Source organism: Pseudomonas sp. SH10-3B (assembly GCF_019891415.1).
Classification (GTDB): Bacteria; Pseudomonadota; Gammaproteobacteria; order Pseudomonadales; family Pseudomonadaceae; genus Aquipseudomonas.
Window position 1 is genome coordinate 55,321 of record NZ_JAFLXD010000034.1, and the last position, 17,340, is coordinate 72,660.

A 17,340-nucleotide genomic window follows, 5' to 3' on the forward strand; every position below is an offset into this window, starting at 1 on the left:
AAGGTCAAGCGTCTTCAGTATTCCAATGCGGCGGGTTTGAGGTACATGCCTTCCGGGCCCTGGGCAATGCGCAGCTTGCGTACGTCACCGGCTTTGAGCGTGATGTTCTGCGCCGGCGGCGCGAGCAGGCCAGGCAAGCAACCTGGTGACTGGCCCGGCAGCAGTTTCAGGCGCAGCGACACATTGCCGGCGGGCAGGTTGAACGAGGTGGACTGTTCCTGGAACAAGCGCCCGGCCAACTGGTCCTGGATGTACAGGCCGATCTCGCAATTGGTCGGTACTTCCAGGCGCTCGCGGGAAATGATCAGCACGGCATAGTCTTGATCGGCACTGGCCATGGGCGCAGCGGCAGACAAACTCATCAAGCCGGCAAGGGCAAAAAACGACCAGCGCATGGCGAATGCTCCGTGGTTTGAATCAAAGATGGGTGAAGCTTGGCCGACGTCGCCGTGTAATACCAGCCCGGCCGAAAGTTTCAGAACTTGACCTTGCCATCGTGGCAAGGTCGAGACTGGCTTCAACCTCATCAAAGGAGTCATGTCATGCAAATATTCAGCGTTGAAGGAATGACCTGCGGCCACTGCGTCCGGGCGGTCACCCGGGCGGTGCAGAGCCAGGATCCGGCGGCCAGCGTGAAGGTCGACCTGGCGGCGAAAGAGGTGGGCGTCGAAAGCCGTCTGTCTGCCGATGAAGTGATCAGCCTGATCACCGAAGAGGGCTACACCGCCAAGCTGGCCTGACCCATTCAAATAGTTAGCGAGCTATCGTATTCAATGCACCCAAGCGCGGCTAAACTGTCGGGCTGCCGACACACTTGGGTGCCTGATGAACCTTCGCATAATCCTGATTCTGGGGGCCTTGAGCGCCTTCGCGCCGCTGGCGATCGACTTCTATCTGCCGGGCTTTCCGGCGATGGCGACAGCCTTCGGTACCGACGAAAAACATATCCAGCTGACCCTGGCGGTGTATTTCGCTGGCTTGGCCATCGGCCAGTTGATCTACGGTCCGCTGGCGGACCGCTTTGGCCGGCGCGGCCCGCTGCTCAGCGGCGTCATCCTGTTTACCCTGGCATCCTTTGCCTGCGCGTACGCCCCGTCCCTGGAATGGCTGATTGGCGCACGCTTCGTGCAGGCCCTCGGCGGTTGCGCGGGCATGGTGATTTCCCGCGCAGTGGTCAGTGACAAATGTGATGCGGTGGGCTCGGCCAAGGTCTATTCGCAACTGATGCTGGTGACCGGCCTGGCGCCGATCCTGGCGCCGTTGGCGGGTGGGGTGATGGTCGGGCTGTGGGGTTGGCAGTCGATTTTCCTCGCGCTGTCGATCTTCAGCGTGATGGCGGCGATCGCCGTGGCGGTCGGTTTGCCGGAGACCTTTCCGGCCCATCAGCCGCGCCAGCCCTTGTCCGGGTCGCTGCGCCGCTACGGCGCGCTGCTGTCAGACCGGGTCTACCTCGGTTACGCCCTGACCGGGGGCATTTCGATTGCCGGGATGTTTGCCTACATCGCCGGCTCCCCGTTCGTATTTATCAAACTCTATGGCGTGCCCGCCGAGCATTACGGCTGGCTGTTCGGCTCCAACGCCGCTGGCTTCATCCTGGTTGCGCAGGTTAACGCGCGGCTGCTGGCCAAGCGTGGCCCGGCGTTCCTGCTGTCGCGCACGGTGTGGGTCTATCTGCTGGCGGCGCTGTCACTGCTGGGCATCGCGGCCTTGCGCACCGAGGCGCTGTGGCCGTTGCTGGTACCGCTGTTCATCTGCATCGCCAGCCTGGGCTGCATTCTGCCCAACACCTCGGCCTGCGCCATGAGCGGGCAGGGCGCCCGGGCCGGCAGCGCGTCGGCCTTGCTCGGTTGCATTCAGTTTGGTGTGGCGGCAGGGGCGGCTTCGTTGGTGGGTGTGCTGCACGACGGCACGGCGATGCCGATGGCGATGGTCATCAGCTTGTGCGGGGTGTTGGCGGTGACGATTGCGATGTCGACCCAGCGCCTGCAACGGGCGAGGGCCGCGCGGGCGCAGGGTTGAAATGCGGATCAGCCAGCAGCGGACTGTTGCTGGCTGATCGGAAAGCGGTGGGGGGCCTGGATACGGGCCTGCAGGGTATTGGCAAAGGCGCGGGCCTCGGCTTCTGTGTGGAAAGTAATGGCCTTTTGGTCCAGACGGACTTCCCACTGGGATTTTGCTAACGCTTTTATCAGGATCTTCATTGCTGACTTCCTCACGTAAAAGAATCGTGGCAAAGGCGGCCAATATAAACCCCGAGGGCGCTTACAAATATGACAAAGATCAACTCTCTGACTAGCGGCGTCGTCCATCACTCACACGAATAATGGACGACGCTGACAGCGGTTATCTTCAGAACCCTTCCAGCACGATCTTGCCCTTGGCCTTGCCGCTTTCCAGCAGGGCATGGGCACGGCGCAGGTTGGCCGCATTGATCACACCGAAGTGCTCGCCCACCGTGGTTTTCAAGGTGCCGGCGTCGATCAGCTCGGCCACACGATTGAGCAGGTTGTGCTGCTCGATCATGTCCGGCGTCTCGAACATCGAGCGCGTGTACATGAACTCCCAGTGCAGTGACAGGCTCTTGCGCTTGAGTTTGCTCACGTCCAGTGCCTTGGGGTCGTCGATCAGCGCCAGCTTGCCTTGGGGTTGCAGCGCTTCGACCAGTTGGTCCAAGTGATGCTCGGTCTGGGTCAGGCTGGCAACGTGGGTCACCTGTGGGTGGCCGGCTTGTTTCAGCGCTTCGCTCAGCGGCTGGCTGTGGTCGATCACCAGGTCAGCGCCGAGTGCTTTGGTCCATTCCTGGGTTTCCGGGCGCGAGGCGGTACCGATCACCGTCAATGCGGTGAGCTGGCTGGCCAGTTGGGTCAGGATCGAACCCACGCCACCGGCGGCGCCGACAATGAGCAGGCTCTGGCCTTGCGCCTCTTTGCCTTCACGCACTTGCAGGCGTTCGAACAACAGCTCCCATGCGGTGATGGCGGTCAGCGGCAGCGCGGCGGCTTCGGCAAAACCCAGGCTCTTGGGCATATGGCCGACGATGCGCTCGTCCACGGTGTGCAACTCGCTGTTGCCGCCCGGACGTGTCAGGGAGCCGGCGTAGAACACCTTGTCGCCGACCTTGAACAGGCTCACTTCGCTGCCGACGGCCTTGACCACACCGGCCACGTCCCAGCCCAGCACTTTGGCTGCGCCGTTTTCCGGGGCGACGTTCTGGCGCACCTTGGTGTCCACTGGGTTGACTGAGATGGCTTTGACTTCCACCAGCAAGTCGCGGGGGCCGGCGACGGGCTCCGGCAGCTGGATGTCTTGCAGGGATTTTTCATCGTTGATCGGCAGTGACGCGTAGTAGGCAATGGCTTTCATGGGGGCTCCGGAAAAAGGCGGTGATCAGGCGAGAAACTGCAGGCGCTTGAGTTCGAAGTGTTCGATTACATCAGCGGCTTTGGCGCGAAAACTCTGGATGTGTGCACTCTGGTCATGGTTGGCCAGCGCCGCGTCGTCGCTCCAGCGTTCGAGCATGTAGAAGGTCTCGGGGTGCTGCAGGTCCTGGTGCAGGTCGTATTGCTCGCAACCGGCTTCAAGACGGGTGGGTTCCAGCAGGCCGCGCAGCAGGGATTCCAGGGTGGCCTGTTGGCCGGGTTTGGCAATCAGCGTGGCGATGACGTTAAAGGCTGTGGACATATTCAACTCCAGACACGTGATAACGGGATGGGCAGATGATTGGCCATTTCCCTTGAAGATAAAAGCCGCTAAAACAGCACTCTGTTTCAATAATATTTTGATAATGGGTGGGTGAATGCTGCGTTTTGATGATTTGCAGTTGTTTGTACGCGCAGCGGACCTGGGCAGTTTGTCGGCGGCGGCGCGGGTGATGGACCTGTCGCCCGCCGTGGCCAGCGCGGCGCTCAAGCGCATCGAGCAGCAATTGGGCACGCGCCTGCTGGCGCGCTCCACCCGCAGCCTGCGCCTGACCGCCGAAGGTGAAGGCTTCCTGGAATATGCCCGCGCCGCGCTGAGCTCCCTGGATGAAGGGCGACGCTTATTGGCCAGTGGCCAGGACCATGTCAGCGGTGTGTTGCAGCTCTCGGCCCCCTCGGATTTCGGCCGCAATCAGTTATTGCCGTGGCTGGACGAGTTTCAGCGTGAGTACCCGCAGCTCACCGTGCGCCTGCTGTTGGGCGATCGGATTGCCGACCTGTTCCGCCAGCCGGTGGATATCGCCCTGCGCTATGGCGAGCCCGAAGATTCCAGCCTGATCGCGTTGCCCGTCGCGCCGCACAACGTTCGCGTGTTGTGCGCGGCCCCCAGTTACCTTGAGCGCCACGGCGAGCCCCGGCACCTGGAGCAACTGGCCCAGCACAATTGCTTGCTTTATATGCTTGGCAGTCGTGTGCATGACCACTGGACCTTTTACGATGGCAAGCGCGACGTCAGCCTGACGGTCAGTGGTGATCGCTTCAGCGACGATGCCGATGTGGTGCGCCGCTGGGCGGTGGCGGGGGTGGGGATTGCCTACAAATCCTGGCTGGATGTGAGCACCGATGTGTTGGCCGGACGCTTGCGCCTGATCTTGCCGGAGTTACGTGGCGAGCGCACGCCGCTCAATTTGCTCTGTGCTCACCGTGCCCAGTTGAGCAAACCCATCAACCTACTGCGGGAAATGCTTGTGTCTCGCTGTGCGAGATTGACCGCGCAATTGCCGGAGCGATTGGGCTCGACGTAATAGCCTCCATCACACTGGGAAATTTCACTCAGATCCTGTCCTTATTCGTTCTGTCAGACGCCGCGGAACTGCTGGTCTGCGCACCTATACTTTGGCGCCCACTGCATCAGAAAAATAATTAGACAGGGAGTGAATCGATGGAAGAAGCACCATGCATCAGTCAGATCGCCAGCTTGCTCGCCGAGCCCAAACGCACCGCCATGCTTTGGTCGCTGATGGACGGCTCGGCCAAGTCCTCGGAGGAACTGGCGACGCTTGCCGGGTTATCACCTGCTTCGGCCAATGCGCATCTGGCACGGCTGACGGGGAGTGGCTTGCTGCGTAGCGAGGGCCGGCGTGGCAAGCGGCTGTTTCGCGTGGCGGCTGCCGATGTCAGCGTCGCCATCGATGCCTTGGCCAATACCACCCTGGCCAGTGCAACCCGCAGTGCGCCGCATGCTTCACCGCTGGTTTTGGTGGCGCCGCCACTGTTGCGCCATGCTCGACTGTGCCAGGGTCACCTCGGTGGCGAACTGGCGGCGGGGCTGTATGAGCGGATGTTGGCGGCGGGGTGGATCGAGCGTTATGAACAACGCATCAAGGTCACGGCCAAGGGCGCGCAGCACTTGGCAAGCCTGGGCATTTTTACCCAGGCGCTGGCGGCACCACTGGTGTGCGACTGCTTCGATTGGAGCCAGCGGCAACCGCACCTGGGGGGCGCGTTGGGCGCTGGACTGTTGCAGCTGTTCCTGCAATCGAACTGGCTCAGCCTGGTCAATGAGTCCCGGGCTGTGCAGCTCAACGACAGTGGCCTGGCAGAAATCGCCCGCTTGGCCATGCCCGAGCAACCCTAGCGCCACATGCTCTTTATCATCATCGCCCTGGTTTTTTCGGCGCCTCCATGGACCTGGCGATGATGACTTACGAGGCCGTTAGGGCTTTACCAACCGCGCATCCAGACTGTTTTGCGCCAGGCGTTTGGCCTGGTCCTGGGTCATACCCAGCGAGGTGTACAGCGCGTGGAAGTTTTCGGTGACATAACCGCCGAAGTACGCCGGGTCATCCGAATTCACCGTCACTTTTACACCACGCTCAAGCATGTCGAGGATGTTGTGCTGGGCCATGTCGTCGAACACGCAAAGTTTGGTGTTGGACAGTGGGCAGACGGTCAGCGGGATCTGCTCATCGATGATGCGCTGCATCAGGCGCTCGTCTTCGATGGCACGTACGCCATGGTCGATACGCTGGATTTTCAGCAGGTCGATCGCTTCCCAGATGTACTCGGGCGGGCCTTCTTCGCCGGCGTGGGCGACGGTGAGGAAGCCTTCGTGACGGGCACGGTCGAACACACGCTGGAACTTGCTCGGTGGGTGACCCATCTCTGAACTGTCCAGGCCCACGGCCACGAACGCGTCACGGAACGGCAGTGCCTGGTCGAGGGTTTTCTCGGCTTCGGCTTCGCTCAGGTGGCGCAGGAAACTGAGGATCAAACCGCTGGTGATGCCCAGTTGCTGTTCGCCATCTTTAAGCGCAGCGGCGATGCCGTTGAGCACCACTTCGAACGGTACGCCACGGTCGGTGTGGGTTTGCGGGTCGAAGAAGGGTTCGGTGTGGATCACGTTCTGGGCTTTGCAGCGCAGCAGGTAGGCCCAGGTCAGGTCGTAGAAATCCTGGGAGGTGCGCAGCACGTCGGCGCCCTTGTAATACAGGTCGAGAAACTCTTGCAGGTTGTTGAAGGCGTAGGCCTTGCGCAGGGTTTCGACGTCGTTCCACGGCAGCGCAATTTTGTTGCGCTCGGCCAGGGCGAACAGCAACTCCGGCTCCAGCGAGCCTTCCAGGTGCAGGTGCAATTCAGCCTTGGGCAGGGCGTTGAGCCAATCGTACATTTTCTAAATTCTCATCAGGTGCAATGGCGGCATTCTACAGGGCATGGCTGAAATAATCGGCAAAACCTGACCAGCAGGAGAGTATTTGATTTATTCGCGCAAGGACCGCGTGAACTAAGGTGTAACGAAACGTTAGCGGCTTGGCGCAGTCTGTACCCCATCAATGACTGATTTGCCGTACTAAAAGGCCCGGAATGCTCACATCCCTCAAGCAAGAAAAATTCATGCTGCTGGCACTGATTGCCGCCATCGCCGCCTACCCGTTGGAGCACTGGATGCTGCACAGCGGGCAAATGGTGGCGTTGTTGGCCGGCGTGGTGTTGATCGGTTTTATCGTGGTGGCGTCGATGCGCGTGGCCCACCACGCCGAGCAACTCGCGGAAAAGGTCGGCGACCCCTACGGCACCATGATCCTGACCCTCGCCGCCGTGCTGGTGGAGGTGGTGATCCTGGCGATCATGATGAGCAACGAGCCATCACCCACCCTGGTGCGCGACACCATCTACTCAGCGGTGATGCTCGATATCAACGGCATCCTCGGCCTGGCTGCGCTGATGGGCGGCATCAAGCATGGCGAACAGTCCTACAACGACGATTCGGCGCGGACCTACAGCGTGATGATCCTCACCGCCATGGGCGTGTCGATGGTGGTGCCGGAATTTATCCCCGAAGCCGACTGGAAAATTTACTCGGCCTTCACCATTGGCGCGATGGTGGTGCTCTACACCTTGTTCCTGCGCATGCAGGTGGGGCCGCACAGTTATTTCTTCAGCTATAGCTACCCGGAAAAGCGCCGCAAGAAACTGCCGGAGGAAGAGCAGTCGCCGCCGGTGAACCTGGCGTTTTCCATCGGTACCCTGGTGTTTGGCGTGATTGTGATCGGTGCGTTGGCCGAGGTGATGTCCAAGACCCTCGACCTGGGCCTGGAAGGTACAGGCGCACCGCCGGTGATCACGGCGATCGTGGTGGCGGCGATTTCGGCGGCGCCGGAGATTTTGACGGCCTTGCGCGCTGCATTGGCCAACCGCATGCAGTCGGTGGTGAACATTGCCCTGGGTGCGTCGTTGTCGACCGTGATTTTGACGGTGCCGGTGATGGAAGCCATGGCGCTCTACACCGGCCAGCCGTTCCAGATGGCGATGACGCCGGTGCAAACGGTGATGGTGTTGATCACGCTGATCGTCAGCGCGATCAACCTCAACGATGGCGAGACCAACGCCATCGAAGGGATGACCCATTTTGTGTTGTTTGCGACCTTTATCATGTTGTCGCTGTTGGGCCTGTAAACAGGCTTCAAGAACGCCATAGAGCCAAAGGTGGGAGGGGGCAAGTCGAATCGTCGCACTGCCCCGCCCACCTTTTTTATTGTGTTTGGCTCAGGTTCCGGCGATCAACTGCCGCGCCGCTTGGCTGTGATCGGCGATCAAGCCTTTCAGGTCCAGGCCTTCCACCTGCCCGTCGATGACCCGCCATTGGCCGCCGATCATCACCCGGTCCGCCCGATCCGCGCCGCACAGCAGCAGTGCGGAAATGGGGTCATGGCTGCCGGAGAAGCGCAGCTCGTCGAGCTTGAACAGTGCCAGGTCGGCCTGTTTACCTACGGCCAACTCACCAATGTCCGTACGTCCCAGTAACTGCGCTGATCCTTTGGTGGCCCAACCCAGCACGCCTTCTGGGGTGATTTTTTCGGCGCCGTAACGCAGGCGCTGGATGTACAGGGCCTGGCGGGTTTCGAGGATCATATTTGACGCGTCGTTGGAGGCAGAACCGTCCACACCCAGGCCGATGGGCGCGCCGGCAGCGATCAAGTCCAAGGTCGGGCAGATGCCGGAGGCCAGCCGCATGTTGGAGCTTGGGCAATGGCAGATGCCCGTACCGGCGGCGCCCAGGCGCGCAATTTCATCCGGGTTGAAGTGAATACCATGGGCCAGCCAGGTGCGCGGGCCGAGCCAGCCGACGCTGTCCAGGTAATCCACCGTGCGTAGGCCGAAGCGCTGCAGGCAGAAATCTTCTTCGTCGAGGGTTTCGGCCAAGTGGGTGTGCAGGCGCACATCCAGGCTGTTGGCCAGTTCGGCGCTGGCTTGCATGATTTGCGGGGTGACGGAAAACGGCGAGCAGGGTGCCAGGGCAATCTGGATGTGCGCGCCGTCGCCGCGTTGGTGGTATTCGCGGATCAGGCGCTGGCTGTCATCGAGGATGACCTGTCCTTGCTGCACGGTCTGTTGTGGTGGCAGGCCGCCGTCGGCTTCGCCCAGGCTCATGGAGCCGCGGGTGAGCATGGCGCGCATGCCTAATTCGCGCACGCTTTCTACCTGTACATCGATGGCCTGTTCCAGGCCGTCGGGGAACAGGTAGTGGTGGTCTGCGGCGGTGGTGCAGCCCGAGAGCAGTAACTCAGCCAGTGCGACCTTGGTGGCCAGGGCGAGTTTTTCCGGCGTCAGTCGCGCCCATACCGGGTAAAGGGTTTTCAACCAGGGAAACAACGGCTGATTGACTACCGGCGCCCAGGCGCGGGTCAGAGTCTGGTAGAAGTGATGGTGGGTGTTGATCAGTCCGGGCAGGACCACATGCTCGCGCGCATCGAACACTTGGGCGCAGGGCTGTGCGGGTTCTTGGCCTTGGGTCAGCACTTCGGTGATCACACCGTCTTGCAGCACCAGGCCGCCACGGGCGTCTAGGCCGTTGGCAGTGAAAATCGCGAGGGGGTTTTTTAACCAGATACGGGTCGCAGGCATTGGCCGGCTCCTCTGAATAATGGGTTCAGGTTTGCCAGCTCAGTGATGCCCTGTCTGCTGATCCAGGGTCGCCGGGGAGGGCGAAGTGGGTAGATTACGTGTAGTTCGAGATCGGGTCTACCTGTAGGAAAATGAGCGCGATCAATGTGGGAGGGGGCTTGCTCCCACATCTCGATCAGCGGGGTTTACCAGGCGATGGTGTCGCCCTTGTAGTCCACGAAGTGATGGCCGCCCTTGCCAGTGTAGGCGTTCACTTGGTCCACCAGGCCGCGCACGCTGGTGTCGACATCAATGTGCGCGTTTTCGCCGCCCATGTCGGTTTTCACCCAGCCAGGGTGCAGCGACAGCACGGTGAGTTTGTGATCGCCGAGTTGGGTAATGAAGCTGTTGGTCATGGAGTTGAGTGCGGCCTTGCTGGCTTTGTACAGCGCCAGGTCCGAGCCGTCGGGGATGGTCACGCTGCCCAGCACCGAACTCATGAACGCCAGTACGCCAGTGTCCTTGCGGATCTGCCCGACAAACCGTTGGGCCAGGTTGATCGGCGCCACGGCGTTGGTGAAGAACAGCTGGCCGACTTCCGCCAGGGTGGCATGGCCAGGTTCTTGATTGGCGGGGCCCTTGACGCCGGCGTTGACGAACAGCAGGTCGAAGGTGCGCTCCTTGAGGCGTTGGGCCAAGGCGATCACGGCTTGCTGATCGTCCATGTCGAGTCTCTCGATCTGTACCGGGCCCACGGCTTTCAGGGCATCGGCCTTGCTCGGATCGCGCACGGTGGCGGTCACGTCCCAGCCGTCCTGGAGCAATTGCTTGACCAGGCCAAGGCCCAGCCCGCGTGAGGCGCCGATGATCAGTGCGGTTTTTGGCGTAGACATGAAGGCTTCCTTTAAGAGTCGCGGTTCAGGGTGTTCAGCGGACAACATTAGCAGTTTCAGCGTTGCAGCAGGATGCGCCCACGGCTCAGGTCGGCCAGTTGGGTTTGCAGGGTGTCGATGTGGGCTTCGCCCAGCGCCAGTTGTAATTCCACGCCATTGGCGGTGAAGGTTTCTTCCACCACCAGCCCGCCCAGCTCGGCGACGCGCAGTTTGACCAGGTTCAACTCGGAGAATCCGCAGGCGCAGCTCAGCGGCACGCGGCTGATCAGTTCGATGCGCTCGGCATTTTGCAGGCACTTGTTCGCACCGCCACCGTAGGCGCGGGCCAGGCCGCCGGTACCGAGTTGTATGCCGCCATACCAACGAATCACCAGCACCGCGACCTGATCAAAACCTTGGGCCTCAATGGCGGCCAGGATCGGGCGCCCCGCGGTGCCTCCGGGTTCGCCGTCGTCACTGCTGCGGTATTGATCGGCCAGCTTCCAGGCCCAGCAGTTGTGCGTGGCGTTGAGGTCGCTGTGCTGCTCGAAAAATGCCTGGGCGTCTTGCGGGCTGGTGATCGGTGCGGCCAGGGTAATGAAGCGGCTTTTGCGAATTTCTTCGCGGAACTCGCAAAGGCCGGTGAGCGTGAAAGACATAAATGGCTTCTTCTAGAGGGCCGGCTTGATACCGCAGCCCTTGAGAATGATGTGGATCAGGTTGTTACCGGCGTCTTCCATATCTTGCTTGGTCAGCTTGGTGCGACCGGTGACGCGGCAGATCTGGGTGGCGAAGTCGGCGTAATGCTGAGTGCTGCCCCACAACAGGAAAATCAGGTGCACGGGGTCGATGGGGTCCATCTTGCCAGCGTCGATCCAGGCCTGGAACACGGCTGCCCGGCCGCTGAACCAGGCGCGATAGTCCTGACTGAAATATTCGGTCAGGCATTCGCCGCCGCTGATGATTTCCATGGCGAAAATCCGCGAGGCCTGGGGCTGGCGCCGCGAAAACTCCATCTTGGTGCGGATGTAGCGGGAGAGGGCCACGGCCGGGTCGTCCTCGGCGGTCAGCGTGTTGAAGGTGCTGTCCCACAGTTCGAGGATATTGCTGAGCACCGCGATATACAGGCCCAGCTTGTTCGTGAAGTAGTAGTGCAAATTGGCTTTAGGCAGTCCGGCGCTGGCAGCGATGGTGTTCATGCTGGTGCCCTTGTAGCCATGGCGCGCGAACTCATCTTCAGCAGCCTGGAGAATCGCTTGTTCGTTCTTTTGCCGAATGCGGCTGGCGGGCTTACCGGCGTGGTTGCTATGGGCAGGAACTTCGAGGCTCATGGAGGTTTCCGTGCTGATCGATAGAGACGACGTGTGCACAGATAACTCACCCTCAAGCCTCAGACAAGTCCCGATGCAATAAAACCGTCAAAGCGGTTCCAGGGTGTCGCTTTCCGGCGCGTGGTTTGCGGCAGGGGCGGGCACCTTGGATTCCGGCAGTAACAGGCACAACACGATGGCGGTCAGGCCGCCGCTGGTGATGGCCGAGTCGAACAGGTTCTGCACCAGGGTGGGCATCAGGTGCAGCAGGTTCGGTTGGGCGGCGATGCCCAGGCCGACGCCGAACGAGGTGGCGATGATCAGCATGCTGCGGCGGTCCAGTGGTGCCTGGGCGAGGATGCGCACGCCGGCAGCGGCCACGCTGCCGAACATCACCAGGGTTGCGCCGCCCAACACGGGCTTGGGGATTTGTTGCAGCACGGCACCGATCAGCGGGAACAAGCCCAGGCAGAACAGCACCACGCCGATGTACAGGCCGACGTAACGGCTGGCCACGCCGGTCAGTTGGATCACACCGTTGTTCTGGGCAAAGGTGGTGTTGGGAAAGGCGCTGAACGTGGCGGCGATCATGCAACTGACGCCATCGCCGAGGACGCCGCCTTTGAGTCGACTTATATAAGAAGGGCCGCTGATGGGCTGGCGCGCGATCATGCAGTTGGCGGTGAGGTCGCCGACGGTTTCGATGCTGCTGATCAGATAAATCAGCGCGATCGGCAGGAAGGCGCTCCAGTCGAAGTTGAAGCCGAATCGAAAGGGTATCGGCAGGCTGACCAAAGGCAAGTCGCCCAGGGCCTGGGGGACCAGCTTGCCGCTGAACCAGGCCGCGAGGCTACCGAGCGCCAGGCCGATGATGATTGCCGAGAGGCGCACCCAGGGTGTGTTTGAGCGGTTGAGCAAGATGATCGTCAGCACCACGAACAGACCCAGCGCGAGGTTGGTTGGCGCACCGAAGTCGGGGGCGTTAAAACCGCCGCCAAGGTCAGTGATACCCACTTTGATCAGGCTGATACCGATCAAGGTAATCACAATCCCGGTCACTAGTGGGGTGATAACCCGGCGTAGTTGGCCGATGAAACGGCTCAGCACGATCTGCACCACGGCGCCGAAAAAGCACACGCCGAAGATCATCGCCATGATGTCTTCCGGGCTACCGCCGCGTTGCTTGACCAGAAATCCGGCCGAGAGCACCGCGCCGAGAAACGCAAAGCTGGTGCCTTGCAGGCAGATCATCCCGGCGCCGATCCCAAATGGCCTACGCGCCTGAATGAATGTGCCGACGCCGGACACCATCAACGCCATGCTGATCAGGTAGGGCAAATGGGCAGTCAAGCCCAGCGTGGAGCCGATGATCAGCGGGGGCGTGATGATGCCGACAAAGGCGGCCAACACGTGTTGCAGTGCGGCCAGCAAGGCAGGGGCGGGTTTGGGGCGGTCGTTGAGGCCGTAGATCAGGTCGCTGGGGCTGGAGGATTCTGGTGGCATGGCGGGTTAACTCAAGGCGGACGGTTCAAGGTCCTGGGGTTCTTGCAAAAAGCTGTCCATCTGCTCAGCTTTTGGCGTAAGGCCCGAGTTAGCGCGTTGTCGCCAGGCTGTCGAGAAAGCTTTCCAGCACCAAATGAGGGCGACGGCCTTTGCGCGTGACCGATGCGAGGCTTAAATCGTAAAAACGCGTAGCCGGTTTCAGCGCACGCAGTCGGCCTTGTTGCACCCAGAGGCTGGCGTAATGGTCGGGTAGGTAGCCGATATAGCGGCCGGTGAGGATCAGGAATGCCATGCCTTCGCGGTCCGAGGCGCTGGCTGTGCAGTTGAGGGCCTGGTAATGGGCCTGGATATCGGCGGGCAAACGGAAGGTGGGGGCGATGGCGTCCTGGCTGTCGATGCGTTCGTCGTCCAACTGCTTGTCGTCGGCGTAAAACAGTGGGTGGCCGACCGCGCAATAGAGCAGCGAACGTTCGCTGTAGAGCGGCTGGTATTCCAGGCCAGAGAGCGCGCTGGCCTGGGGCACCACACCGACATGCAGGCGGCCGTCGAGTACGCCCTGTTCCACTTCGTTGGGCGCGATCATGCGGATCTGGATCTGTACGTCCGGGCCGCGTTCCTTCAGTTGGGCCAGGGCGTGGGTGATGCGCATGTGGGGCAGGGTGACCAGGTTGTCGGTGAGGCCGATGATCAACTCGCCACGCAAGTGCTGGTGCAGGCCGTTGACCTCAGTGCGGAAACTTTCCAGGGCACTTAATAGTTGCAGGGCCGATTGGTAGACCTCGCGACCTTCTTCGGTCAGCGAGAAACCGGCACGCCCGCGCTGGCACAGTCTTAATCCGAGCCGCTGCTCAAGGTCGCTCATTTGCTGGCTGATGGCGGAGCGGCCGATGCCGAGTACGGTTTCTGCGGCCGAGAAGCCGCCGCACTCTACGACGCTGCGAAAGATGCGCAGCAGGCGAATATCGAAGTCGCTGACTTGGGCCAGGGGATCGGGTCGACGGCTGCTCATAGTTTAGTCAAGGCCTGACTGAAGGTTAGAAGAGTTGGATTTCACCGACTTTATCCCCGTGGCAATTTAGCTGCAACAACGCTTTTCAATCCCGACGCTGCCTTTTGCCCTGCGAGGTTTTGCTGATGAACATGCCCGAAAACGCCCCATCGTCCCTGGCCAGCCAACTGAAGTTGGACGCGCACTGGATGCCTTACACCGCCAACCGTAACTTTCAGCGTGACCCGCGCCTGATCGTGGCCGCCGAAGGCAGCTGGTTGACCGATGACAAGGGGCGCAAGGTGTACGACTCGCTGTCGGGCCTGTGGACCTGTGGCGCCGGGCATACGCGCAAGGAAATCCAGGAGGCGGTCGCCAAGCAACTGGGTACGCTGGACTACTCCCCTGGCTTCCAGTACGGCCATCCACTGTCCTTCCAACTGGCGGAAAAAATTACCGATCTGACCCCAGGCAACCTGAACCATGTGTTCTTCACCGACTCCGGCTCCGAGTGCGCCGATACTGCGGTGAAAATGGTGCGTGCCTACTGGCGCCTGAAGGGCCAGGCTACCAAGACCAAGATGATCGGCCGCGCCCGTGGTTATCACGGTGTGAACATCGCCGGTACCAGCCTGGGTGGCGTCAACGGCAACCGTAAGATGTTTGGTCAGGCGATGATGGATGTTGATCATCTTCCGCATACCCTGCTGGCGAGCAATGCGTTCTCGCGGGGTATGCCGGAGCAGGGCGGTATCGCTTTGGCTGATGAGCTGCTCAAGCTGATCGAACTGCACGATGCTTCCAACATCGCTGCGGTATTTGTCGAACCGATGGCCGGCTCCGCTGGCGTGCTGGTGCCGCCGCAGGGTTACCTCAAGCGCCTGCGTGAGATCTGCGACCAGCACAACATTCTGCTGGTGTTCGACGAAGTGATCACCGGCTTCGGTCGTACCGGCTCGATGTTCGGCGCTGACAGCTTCGGCGTGACCCCGGACCTGATGTGCATCGCCAAGCAAGTCACCAACGGTGCGATCCCGATGGGCGCGGTGATTGCCAGCAGCGAGATCTATCAGACGTTCATGAACCAGGCCACGCCGGAGTATGCAGTGGAGTTCCCCCACGGCTACACCTACTCGGCGCACCCGGTCGCTTGCGCTGCTGGCCTGGCGGCATTGGATCTGTTGCAGAAGGAAAATCTGGTGCAGAGCGTAGCCGAAGTCGCTCCGCACTTTGAGAATGCGCTGCACGGCCTGAAGGGCAGCAAGAACGTGATCGACATTCGCAACTACGGTCTGGCCGGTGCGATCCAGATTGCTCCGCGTGACGGCGATGCGATCGTGCGTCCATTTGAGGCGGGTATGGCTCTGTGGAAAGCGGGCTTCTATGTGCGCTTTGGTGGTGACACCCTGCAGTTCGGGCCAACCTTCAACAGCAAGCCGCAGGACCTGGATCGCCTGTTCGATGCGGTTGGCGAAGTGCTGAACAAGATCGACTGATTTCTCCTTCTATATAGAACAACTTTTCAGGAGCCCTGCATGAGCCTTATCCAGCATTTGATCAACGGCGAGTTGGTCAACGACAGCGGTCGCAGTGCCGACGTGTATAACCCGTCCACTGGCCAGGTGATTCACCAGGTGCCATTGGCGAGCCGTGAAACCATTCAACAGGCGATCGACTCGGCCAAGGCTGCGTTTCCGGCTTGGCGTAACACGCCAGCGGCCAAGCGTGCCCAGGTAATGTTTCGTTTCAAGCAGTTGCTGGAGCAGAACGAAGCACGTATTTCGCAGCTGATCAGCGAGGAGCATGGCAAGACCCTGGAAGATGCTGCGGGTGAATTGAAGCGTGGGATCGAGAACGTGGAGTACGCGTGCTCGGCGCCGGAAATTCTCAAGGGCGAGTACAGCCGCAACGTTGGGCCGAACATTGATGCCTGGTCGGACTTCCAGCCATTGGGCGTGGTGGCCGGTATTACCCCGTTCAACTTCCCGGCGATGGTGCCGCTGTGGATGTATCCGCTGGCGATTGTTTGCGGTAACTGCTTCATTCTCAAGCCTTCGGAGCGTGATCCGAGTTCGACGCTGTTGATTGCGCAACTGTTGCAGGAAGCCGGTCTTCCTAAAGGTGTGCTGAGTGTTGTGCACGGCGACAAGGACGCGGTGGATGCGTTGATCGAAGCGCCGGAGGTCAAGGCGCTGAGTTTTGTGGGCTCGACGCCGATTGCCGAGTACATCTATTCCGAGGCGACCAAGCGCGGTAAGCGCGTGCAGGCGCTGGGTGGGGCGAAGAACCATGCGGTGCTGATGCCGGATGCAGACCTGGATAACGCGGTCAGTGCTCTGATGGGCGCGGCCTATGGTTCCTGCGGGGAGCGCTGCATGGCGATCTCGGTGGCTGTCTGTGTGGGTGACCAGGTGGCGGATGCGTTGATTGCCAAGCTGGTGCCGCAGATCAAGGCGCTGAAGATCGGTGCGGGCACGACATGTGGACTGGATATGGGGCCACTGGTGACGGGCCAGGCGCGGGATAAGGTCAGCGGCTATATAGAGGACGGTGTGTCTTCGGGGGCTGAGTTGGTGGTTGATGGTCGTGGACTGAGTATTGCGGGGAATGAAGAAGGTTTCTTCCTGGGCGGCAGTTTGTTTGATCGTGTGACGCCTGAGATGCGCATCTATAAGGAAGAGATCTTTGGGCCGGTATTGTGCGTGGTCCGGGTGAGCAGCCTGGAAGCGGCGATGCAACTGATCAACGATCATGAGTACGGTAACGGTACGTGCATCTTCACCCGTGACGGTGAGGCGGCGCGGTTGTTCTGTGATGAGATTGAAGTGGGCATGGTGGGCGTGAACGTGCCATTGCCGGTGCCGGTGGCGTATCACAGCTTCGGTGGCTGGAAACGCTCGCTGTTTGGCGACTTGCATGCCTATGGGCCGGATGGGGTGCGTTTCTACACCCGTCGCAAGGCGATCACCCAGCGTTGGCCGCAACGGGCCAGCCATGAAGCATCGCAATTCGCTTTCCCTAGCCTGTAAGGCTCAGCAAGCAGAAAGCCGGCCCCTTGGGCCGGCTTTTGCGTTTCAGGGCTTTTTTGACTTATATGACAGAAATGTGAACAAGAAGGTTGACGGCAGATTCTGGAAGTCTATAATTCGCCCCACTTCCGGTGCAGTCGAAACGTAAAACTCCTTGGTAAACAAAGAGTTATGCAGAATTAGACAGCGGTTTGCTTCAGTTCACCGAAGCCCAGAAGGAGTTGATAGCGTCGTGTTATTTGGCACTATTAACGATTCGATCTTCTCGGTCGAAAGCGGAGAAAAAGAGGTGTTGACAGCAGCGTGTAACGCTGTAGAATTCGCCTCCCGCTGACG

Annotated in this window: 18 protein-coding genes; 7 read left to right on the forward strand and 11 right to left on the reverse strand. The window is 60.6% G+C overall.

Features of this window, described 5'->3' with window-relative positions:
• Nucleotides 1-14 precede the first annotated feature (14 nt).
• Complete coding sequence (locus tag J1G35_RS22320; protein WP_223016026.1) at nucleotides 15-395, reverse strand: hypothetical protein; 381 nt, start codon at nucleotides 393-395, stop codon at nucleotides 15-17.
• A gap of 147 nt (nucleotides 396-542) precedes the next feature.
• On the opposite strand from J1G35_RS22320, the gene J1G35_RS22325 reads away from it, so the two are divergent.
• A complete protein-coding gene (locus J1G35_RS22325; RefSeq protein WP_223016027.1) occupies nucleotides 543-740 on the forward strand; it encodes a cation transporter in 198 nt (65 codons plus the stop codon).
• An 85-nt stretch (nucleotides 741-825) separates the two neighbouring features.
• Nucleotides 826-2,019, forward strand: a complete 1,194-nt coding sequence (locus J1G35_RS22330) for a Bcr/CflA family multidrug efflux MFS transporter (protein WP_053134727.1) — start codon at nucleotides 826-828, stop codon at nucleotides 2,017-2,019.
• Nucleotides 2,020-2,027: 8 nt separating this feature from the next.
• Here J1G35_RS22330 and J1G35_RS22335 read toward each other — a convergent pair whose 3' ends face one another.
• The 3 genes from J1G35_RS22335 to J1G35_RS22345 all read right to left on the reverse strand — a co-directional run bounded on the left by J1G35_RS22335 (nucleotide 2,028) and on the right by J1G35_RS22345 (nucleotide 3,681).
• A complete protein-coding gene (locus tag J1G35_RS22335; protein WP_172681490.1) occupies nucleotides 2,028-2,201 on the reverse strand; it encodes a hypothetical protein in 174 nt (57 codons plus the stop codon).
• Between the two features lie 148 nt (nucleotides 2,202-2,349).
• The gene (locus J1G35_RS22340; RefSeq protein ID WP_053134730.1) at nucleotides 2,350-3,363 is read right to left on the reverse strand and encodes a zinc-binding alcohol dehydrogenase family protein; all 1,014 of its coding nucleotides are present in this window, start codon (nucleotides 3,361-3,363) and stop codon (nucleotides 2,350-2,352) included.
• 24 nt (nucleotides 3,364-3,387) lie between these two features.
• A complete protein-coding gene (locus tag J1G35_RS22345) occupies nucleotides 3,388-3,681 on the reverse strand; it encodes a putative quinol monooxygenase (protein ID WP_053134734.1) in 294 nt (97 codons plus the stop codon).
• A gap of 115 nt (nucleotides 3,682-3,796) precedes the next feature.
• Between J1G35_RS22345 and J1G35_RS22350 the strand changes: the two genes are divergently transcribed.
• Both J1G35_RS22350 and J1G35_RS22355 read left to right on the forward strand, forming a co-directional pair.
• Entirely contained in the window at nucleotides 3,797-4,723 is a 927-nt protein-coding gene (locus tag J1G35_RS22350; protein ID WP_223016028.1) for a LysR family transcriptional regulator, read from the forward strand.
• A gap of 137 nt (nucleotides 4,724-4,860) precedes the next feature.
• Complete coding sequence (locus J1G35_RS22355) at nucleotides 4,861-5,556, forward strand: helix-turn-helix transcriptional regulator (RefSeq protein ID WP_223016029.1); 696 nt, start codon at nucleotides 4,861-4,863, stop codon at nucleotides 5,554-5,556.
• Nucleotides 5,557-5,634: 78 nt separating this feature from the next.
• Here the strand turns inward: J1G35_RS22355 and J1G35_RS22360 are convergent, their stop codons facing one another.
• Nucleotides 5,635-6,588 (reverse strand): adenosine deaminase, encoded by a 954-nt coding sequence (locus J1G35_RS22360; RefSeq protein ID WP_043051475.1) that lies wholly within the window; start codon nucleotides 6,586-6,588, stop codon nucleotides 5,635-5,637.
• A gap of 194 nt (nucleotides 6,589-6,782) precedes the next feature.
• Between J1G35_RS22360 and J1G35_RS22365 the strand changes: the two genes are divergently transcribed.
• A complete protein-coding gene (locus tag J1G35_RS22365) occupies nucleotides 6,783-7,874 on the forward strand; it encodes a calcium:proton antiporter (protein ID WP_053134746.1) in 1,092 nt (363 codons plus the stop codon).
• A gap of 90 nt (nucleotides 7,875-7,964) precedes the next feature.
• Here the strand turns inward: J1G35_RS22365 and J1G35_RS22370 are convergent, their stop codons facing one another.
• The 6 genes from J1G35_RS22370 to J1G35_RS22395 form a co-directional block, all read right to left on the reverse strand.
• Nucleotides 7,965-9,323 carry an 8-oxoguanine deaminase gene (locus J1G35_RS22370; protein ID WP_223016030.1) on the reverse strand — a complete coding sequence of 453 codons (1,359 nt, stop codon included), beginning with the start codon at nucleotides 9,321-9,323 and terminating at the stop codon, nucleotides 7,965-7,967.
• 185 nt (nucleotides 9,324-9,508) lie between these two features.
• On the reverse strand, nucleotides 9,509-10,195 hold the full coding sequence (locus J1G35_RS22375; protein WP_223016031.1) for an SDR family oxidoreductase: 687 nt from the start codon (nucleotides 10,193-10,195) through the stop codon (nucleotides 9,509-9,511).
• Between the two features lie 56 nt (nucleotides 10,196-10,251).
• Nucleotides 10,252-10,833 carry a YigZ family protein gene (locus J1G35_RS22380; protein ID WP_223016032.1) on the reverse strand — a complete coding sequence of 194 codons (582 nt, stop codon included), beginning with the start codon at nucleotides 10,831-10,833 and terminating at the stop codon, nucleotides 10,252-10,254.
• Between the two features lie 12 nt (nucleotides 10,834-10,845).
• Nucleotides 10,846-11,505, reverse strand: a complete 660-nt coding sequence (locus J1G35_RS22385) for a TetR/AcrR family transcriptional regulator (protein WP_223016033.1) — start codon at nucleotides 11,503-11,505, stop codon at nucleotides 10,846-10,848.
• Between the two features lie 87 nt (nucleotides 11,506-11,592).
• On the reverse strand, nucleotides 11,593-12,987 hold the full coding sequence (locus tag J1G35_RS22390) for a nucleobase:cation symporter-2 family protein (RefSeq protein WP_223016034.1): 1,395 nt from the start codon (nucleotides 12,985-12,987) through the stop codon (nucleotides 11,593-11,595).
• An 88-nt stretch (nucleotides 12,988-13,075) separates the two neighbouring features.
• Nucleotides 13,076-13,996, reverse strand: a complete 921-nt coding sequence (locus J1G35_RS22395) for a LysR family transcriptional regulator (RefSeq protein ID WP_053134765.1) — start codon at nucleotides 13,994-13,996, stop codon at nucleotides 13,076-13,078.
• Nucleotides 13,997-14,121: 125 nt separating this feature from the next.
• Here J1G35_RS22395 and J1G35_RS22400 point away from each other — a divergent pair, with 125 nt between their 5' ends.
• A complete protein-coding gene (locus tag J1G35_RS22400; protein WP_027607942.1) occupies nucleotides 14,122-15,471 on the forward strand; it encodes an aspartate aminotransferase family protein in 1,350 nt (449 codons plus the stop codon).
• Between the two features lie 39 nt (nucleotides 15,472-15,510).
• Nucleotides 15,511-17,004, forward strand: a complete 1,494-nt coding sequence (locus J1G35_RS22405; RefSeq protein ID WP_223016035.1) for a CoA-acylating methylmalonate-semialdehyde dehydrogenase — start codon at nucleotides 15,511-15,513, stop codon at nucleotides 17,002-17,004.
• The last annotated feature ends 336 nt before the right edge of the window (nucleotides 17,005-17,340 follow it).

Bases quoted from the DNA above. Each gene is read 5' to 3' on its own strand.
- J1G35_RS22320 (WP_223016026.1), bottom strand. From the start codon at position 395: ATGCGCTGGTCGTTTTTTGCCCTTGCCGGCTTGATGAGTTTGTCTGCC.
- J1G35_RS22325 (WP_223016027.1), top strand. From the start codon at position 543: ATGCAAATATTCAGCGTTGAAGGAATGACCTGCGGCCACTGCGTCCGG.
- J1G35_RS22330 (WP_053134727.1), top strand. From the start codon at position 826: ATGAACCTTCGCATAATCCTGATTCTGGGGGCCTTGAGCGCCTTCGCG.
- J1G35_RS22335 (WP_172681490.1), bottom strand. From the start codon at position 2,201: ATGAAGATCCTGATAAAAGCGTTAGCAAAATCCCAGTGGGAAGTCCGT.
- J1G35_RS22340 (WP_053134730.1), bottom strand. From the start codon at position 3,363: ATGAAAGCCATTGCCTACTACGCGTCACTGCCGATCAACGATGAAAAA.
- J1G35_RS22345 (WP_053134734.1), bottom strand. From the start codon at position 3,681: ATGTCCACAGCCTTTAACGTCATCGCCACGCTGATTGCCAAACCCGGC.
- J1G35_RS22350 (WP_223016028.1), top strand. From the start codon at position 3,797: ATGCTGCGTTTTGATGATTTGCAGTTGTTTGTACGCGCAGCGGACCTG.
- J1G35_RS22355 (WP_223016029.1), top strand. From the start codon at position 4,861: ATGGAAGAAGCACCATGCATCAGTCAGATCGCCAGCTTGCTCGCCGAG.
- J1G35_RS22360 (WP_043051475.1), bottom strand. From the start codon at position 6,588: ATGTACGATTGGCTCAACGCCCTGCCCAAGGCTGAATTGCACCTGCAC.
- J1G35_RS22365 (WP_053134746.1), top strand. From the start codon at position 6,783: ATGCTCACATCCCTCAAGCAAGAAAAATTCATGCTGCTGGCACTGATT.
- J1G35_RS22370 (WP_223016030.1), bottom strand. From the start codon at position 9,323: ATGCCTGCGACCCGTATCTGGTTAAAAAACCCCCTCGCGATTTTCACT.
- J1G35_RS22375 (WP_223016031.1), bottom strand. From the start codon at position 10,195: ATGTCTACGCCAAAAACCGCACTGATCATCGGCGCCTCACGCGGGCTG.
- J1G35_RS22380 (WP_223016032.1), bottom strand. From the start codon at position 10,833: ATGTCTTTCACGCTCACCGGCCTTTGCGAGTTCCGCGAAGAAATTCGC.
- J1G35_RS22385 (WP_223016033.1), bottom strand. From the start codon at position 11,505: ATGAGCCTCGAAGTTCCTGCCCATAGCAACCACGCCGGTAAGCCCGCC.
- J1G35_RS22390 (WP_223016034.1), bottom strand. From the start codon at position 12,987: ATGCCACCAGAATCCTCCAGCCCCAGCGACCTGATCTACGGCCTCAAC.
- J1G35_RS22395 (WP_053134765.1), bottom strand. From the start codon at position 13,996: ATGAGCAGCCGTCGACCCGATCCCCTGGCCCAAGTCAGCGACTTCGAT.
- J1G35_RS22400 (WP_027607942.1), top strand. From the start codon at position 14,122: ATGAACATGCCCGAAAACGCCCCATCGTCCCTGGCCAGCCAACTGAAG.
- J1G35_RS22405 (WP_223016035.1), top strand. From the start codon at position 15,511: ATGAGCCTTATCCAGCATTTGATCAACGGCGAGTTGGTCAACGACAGC.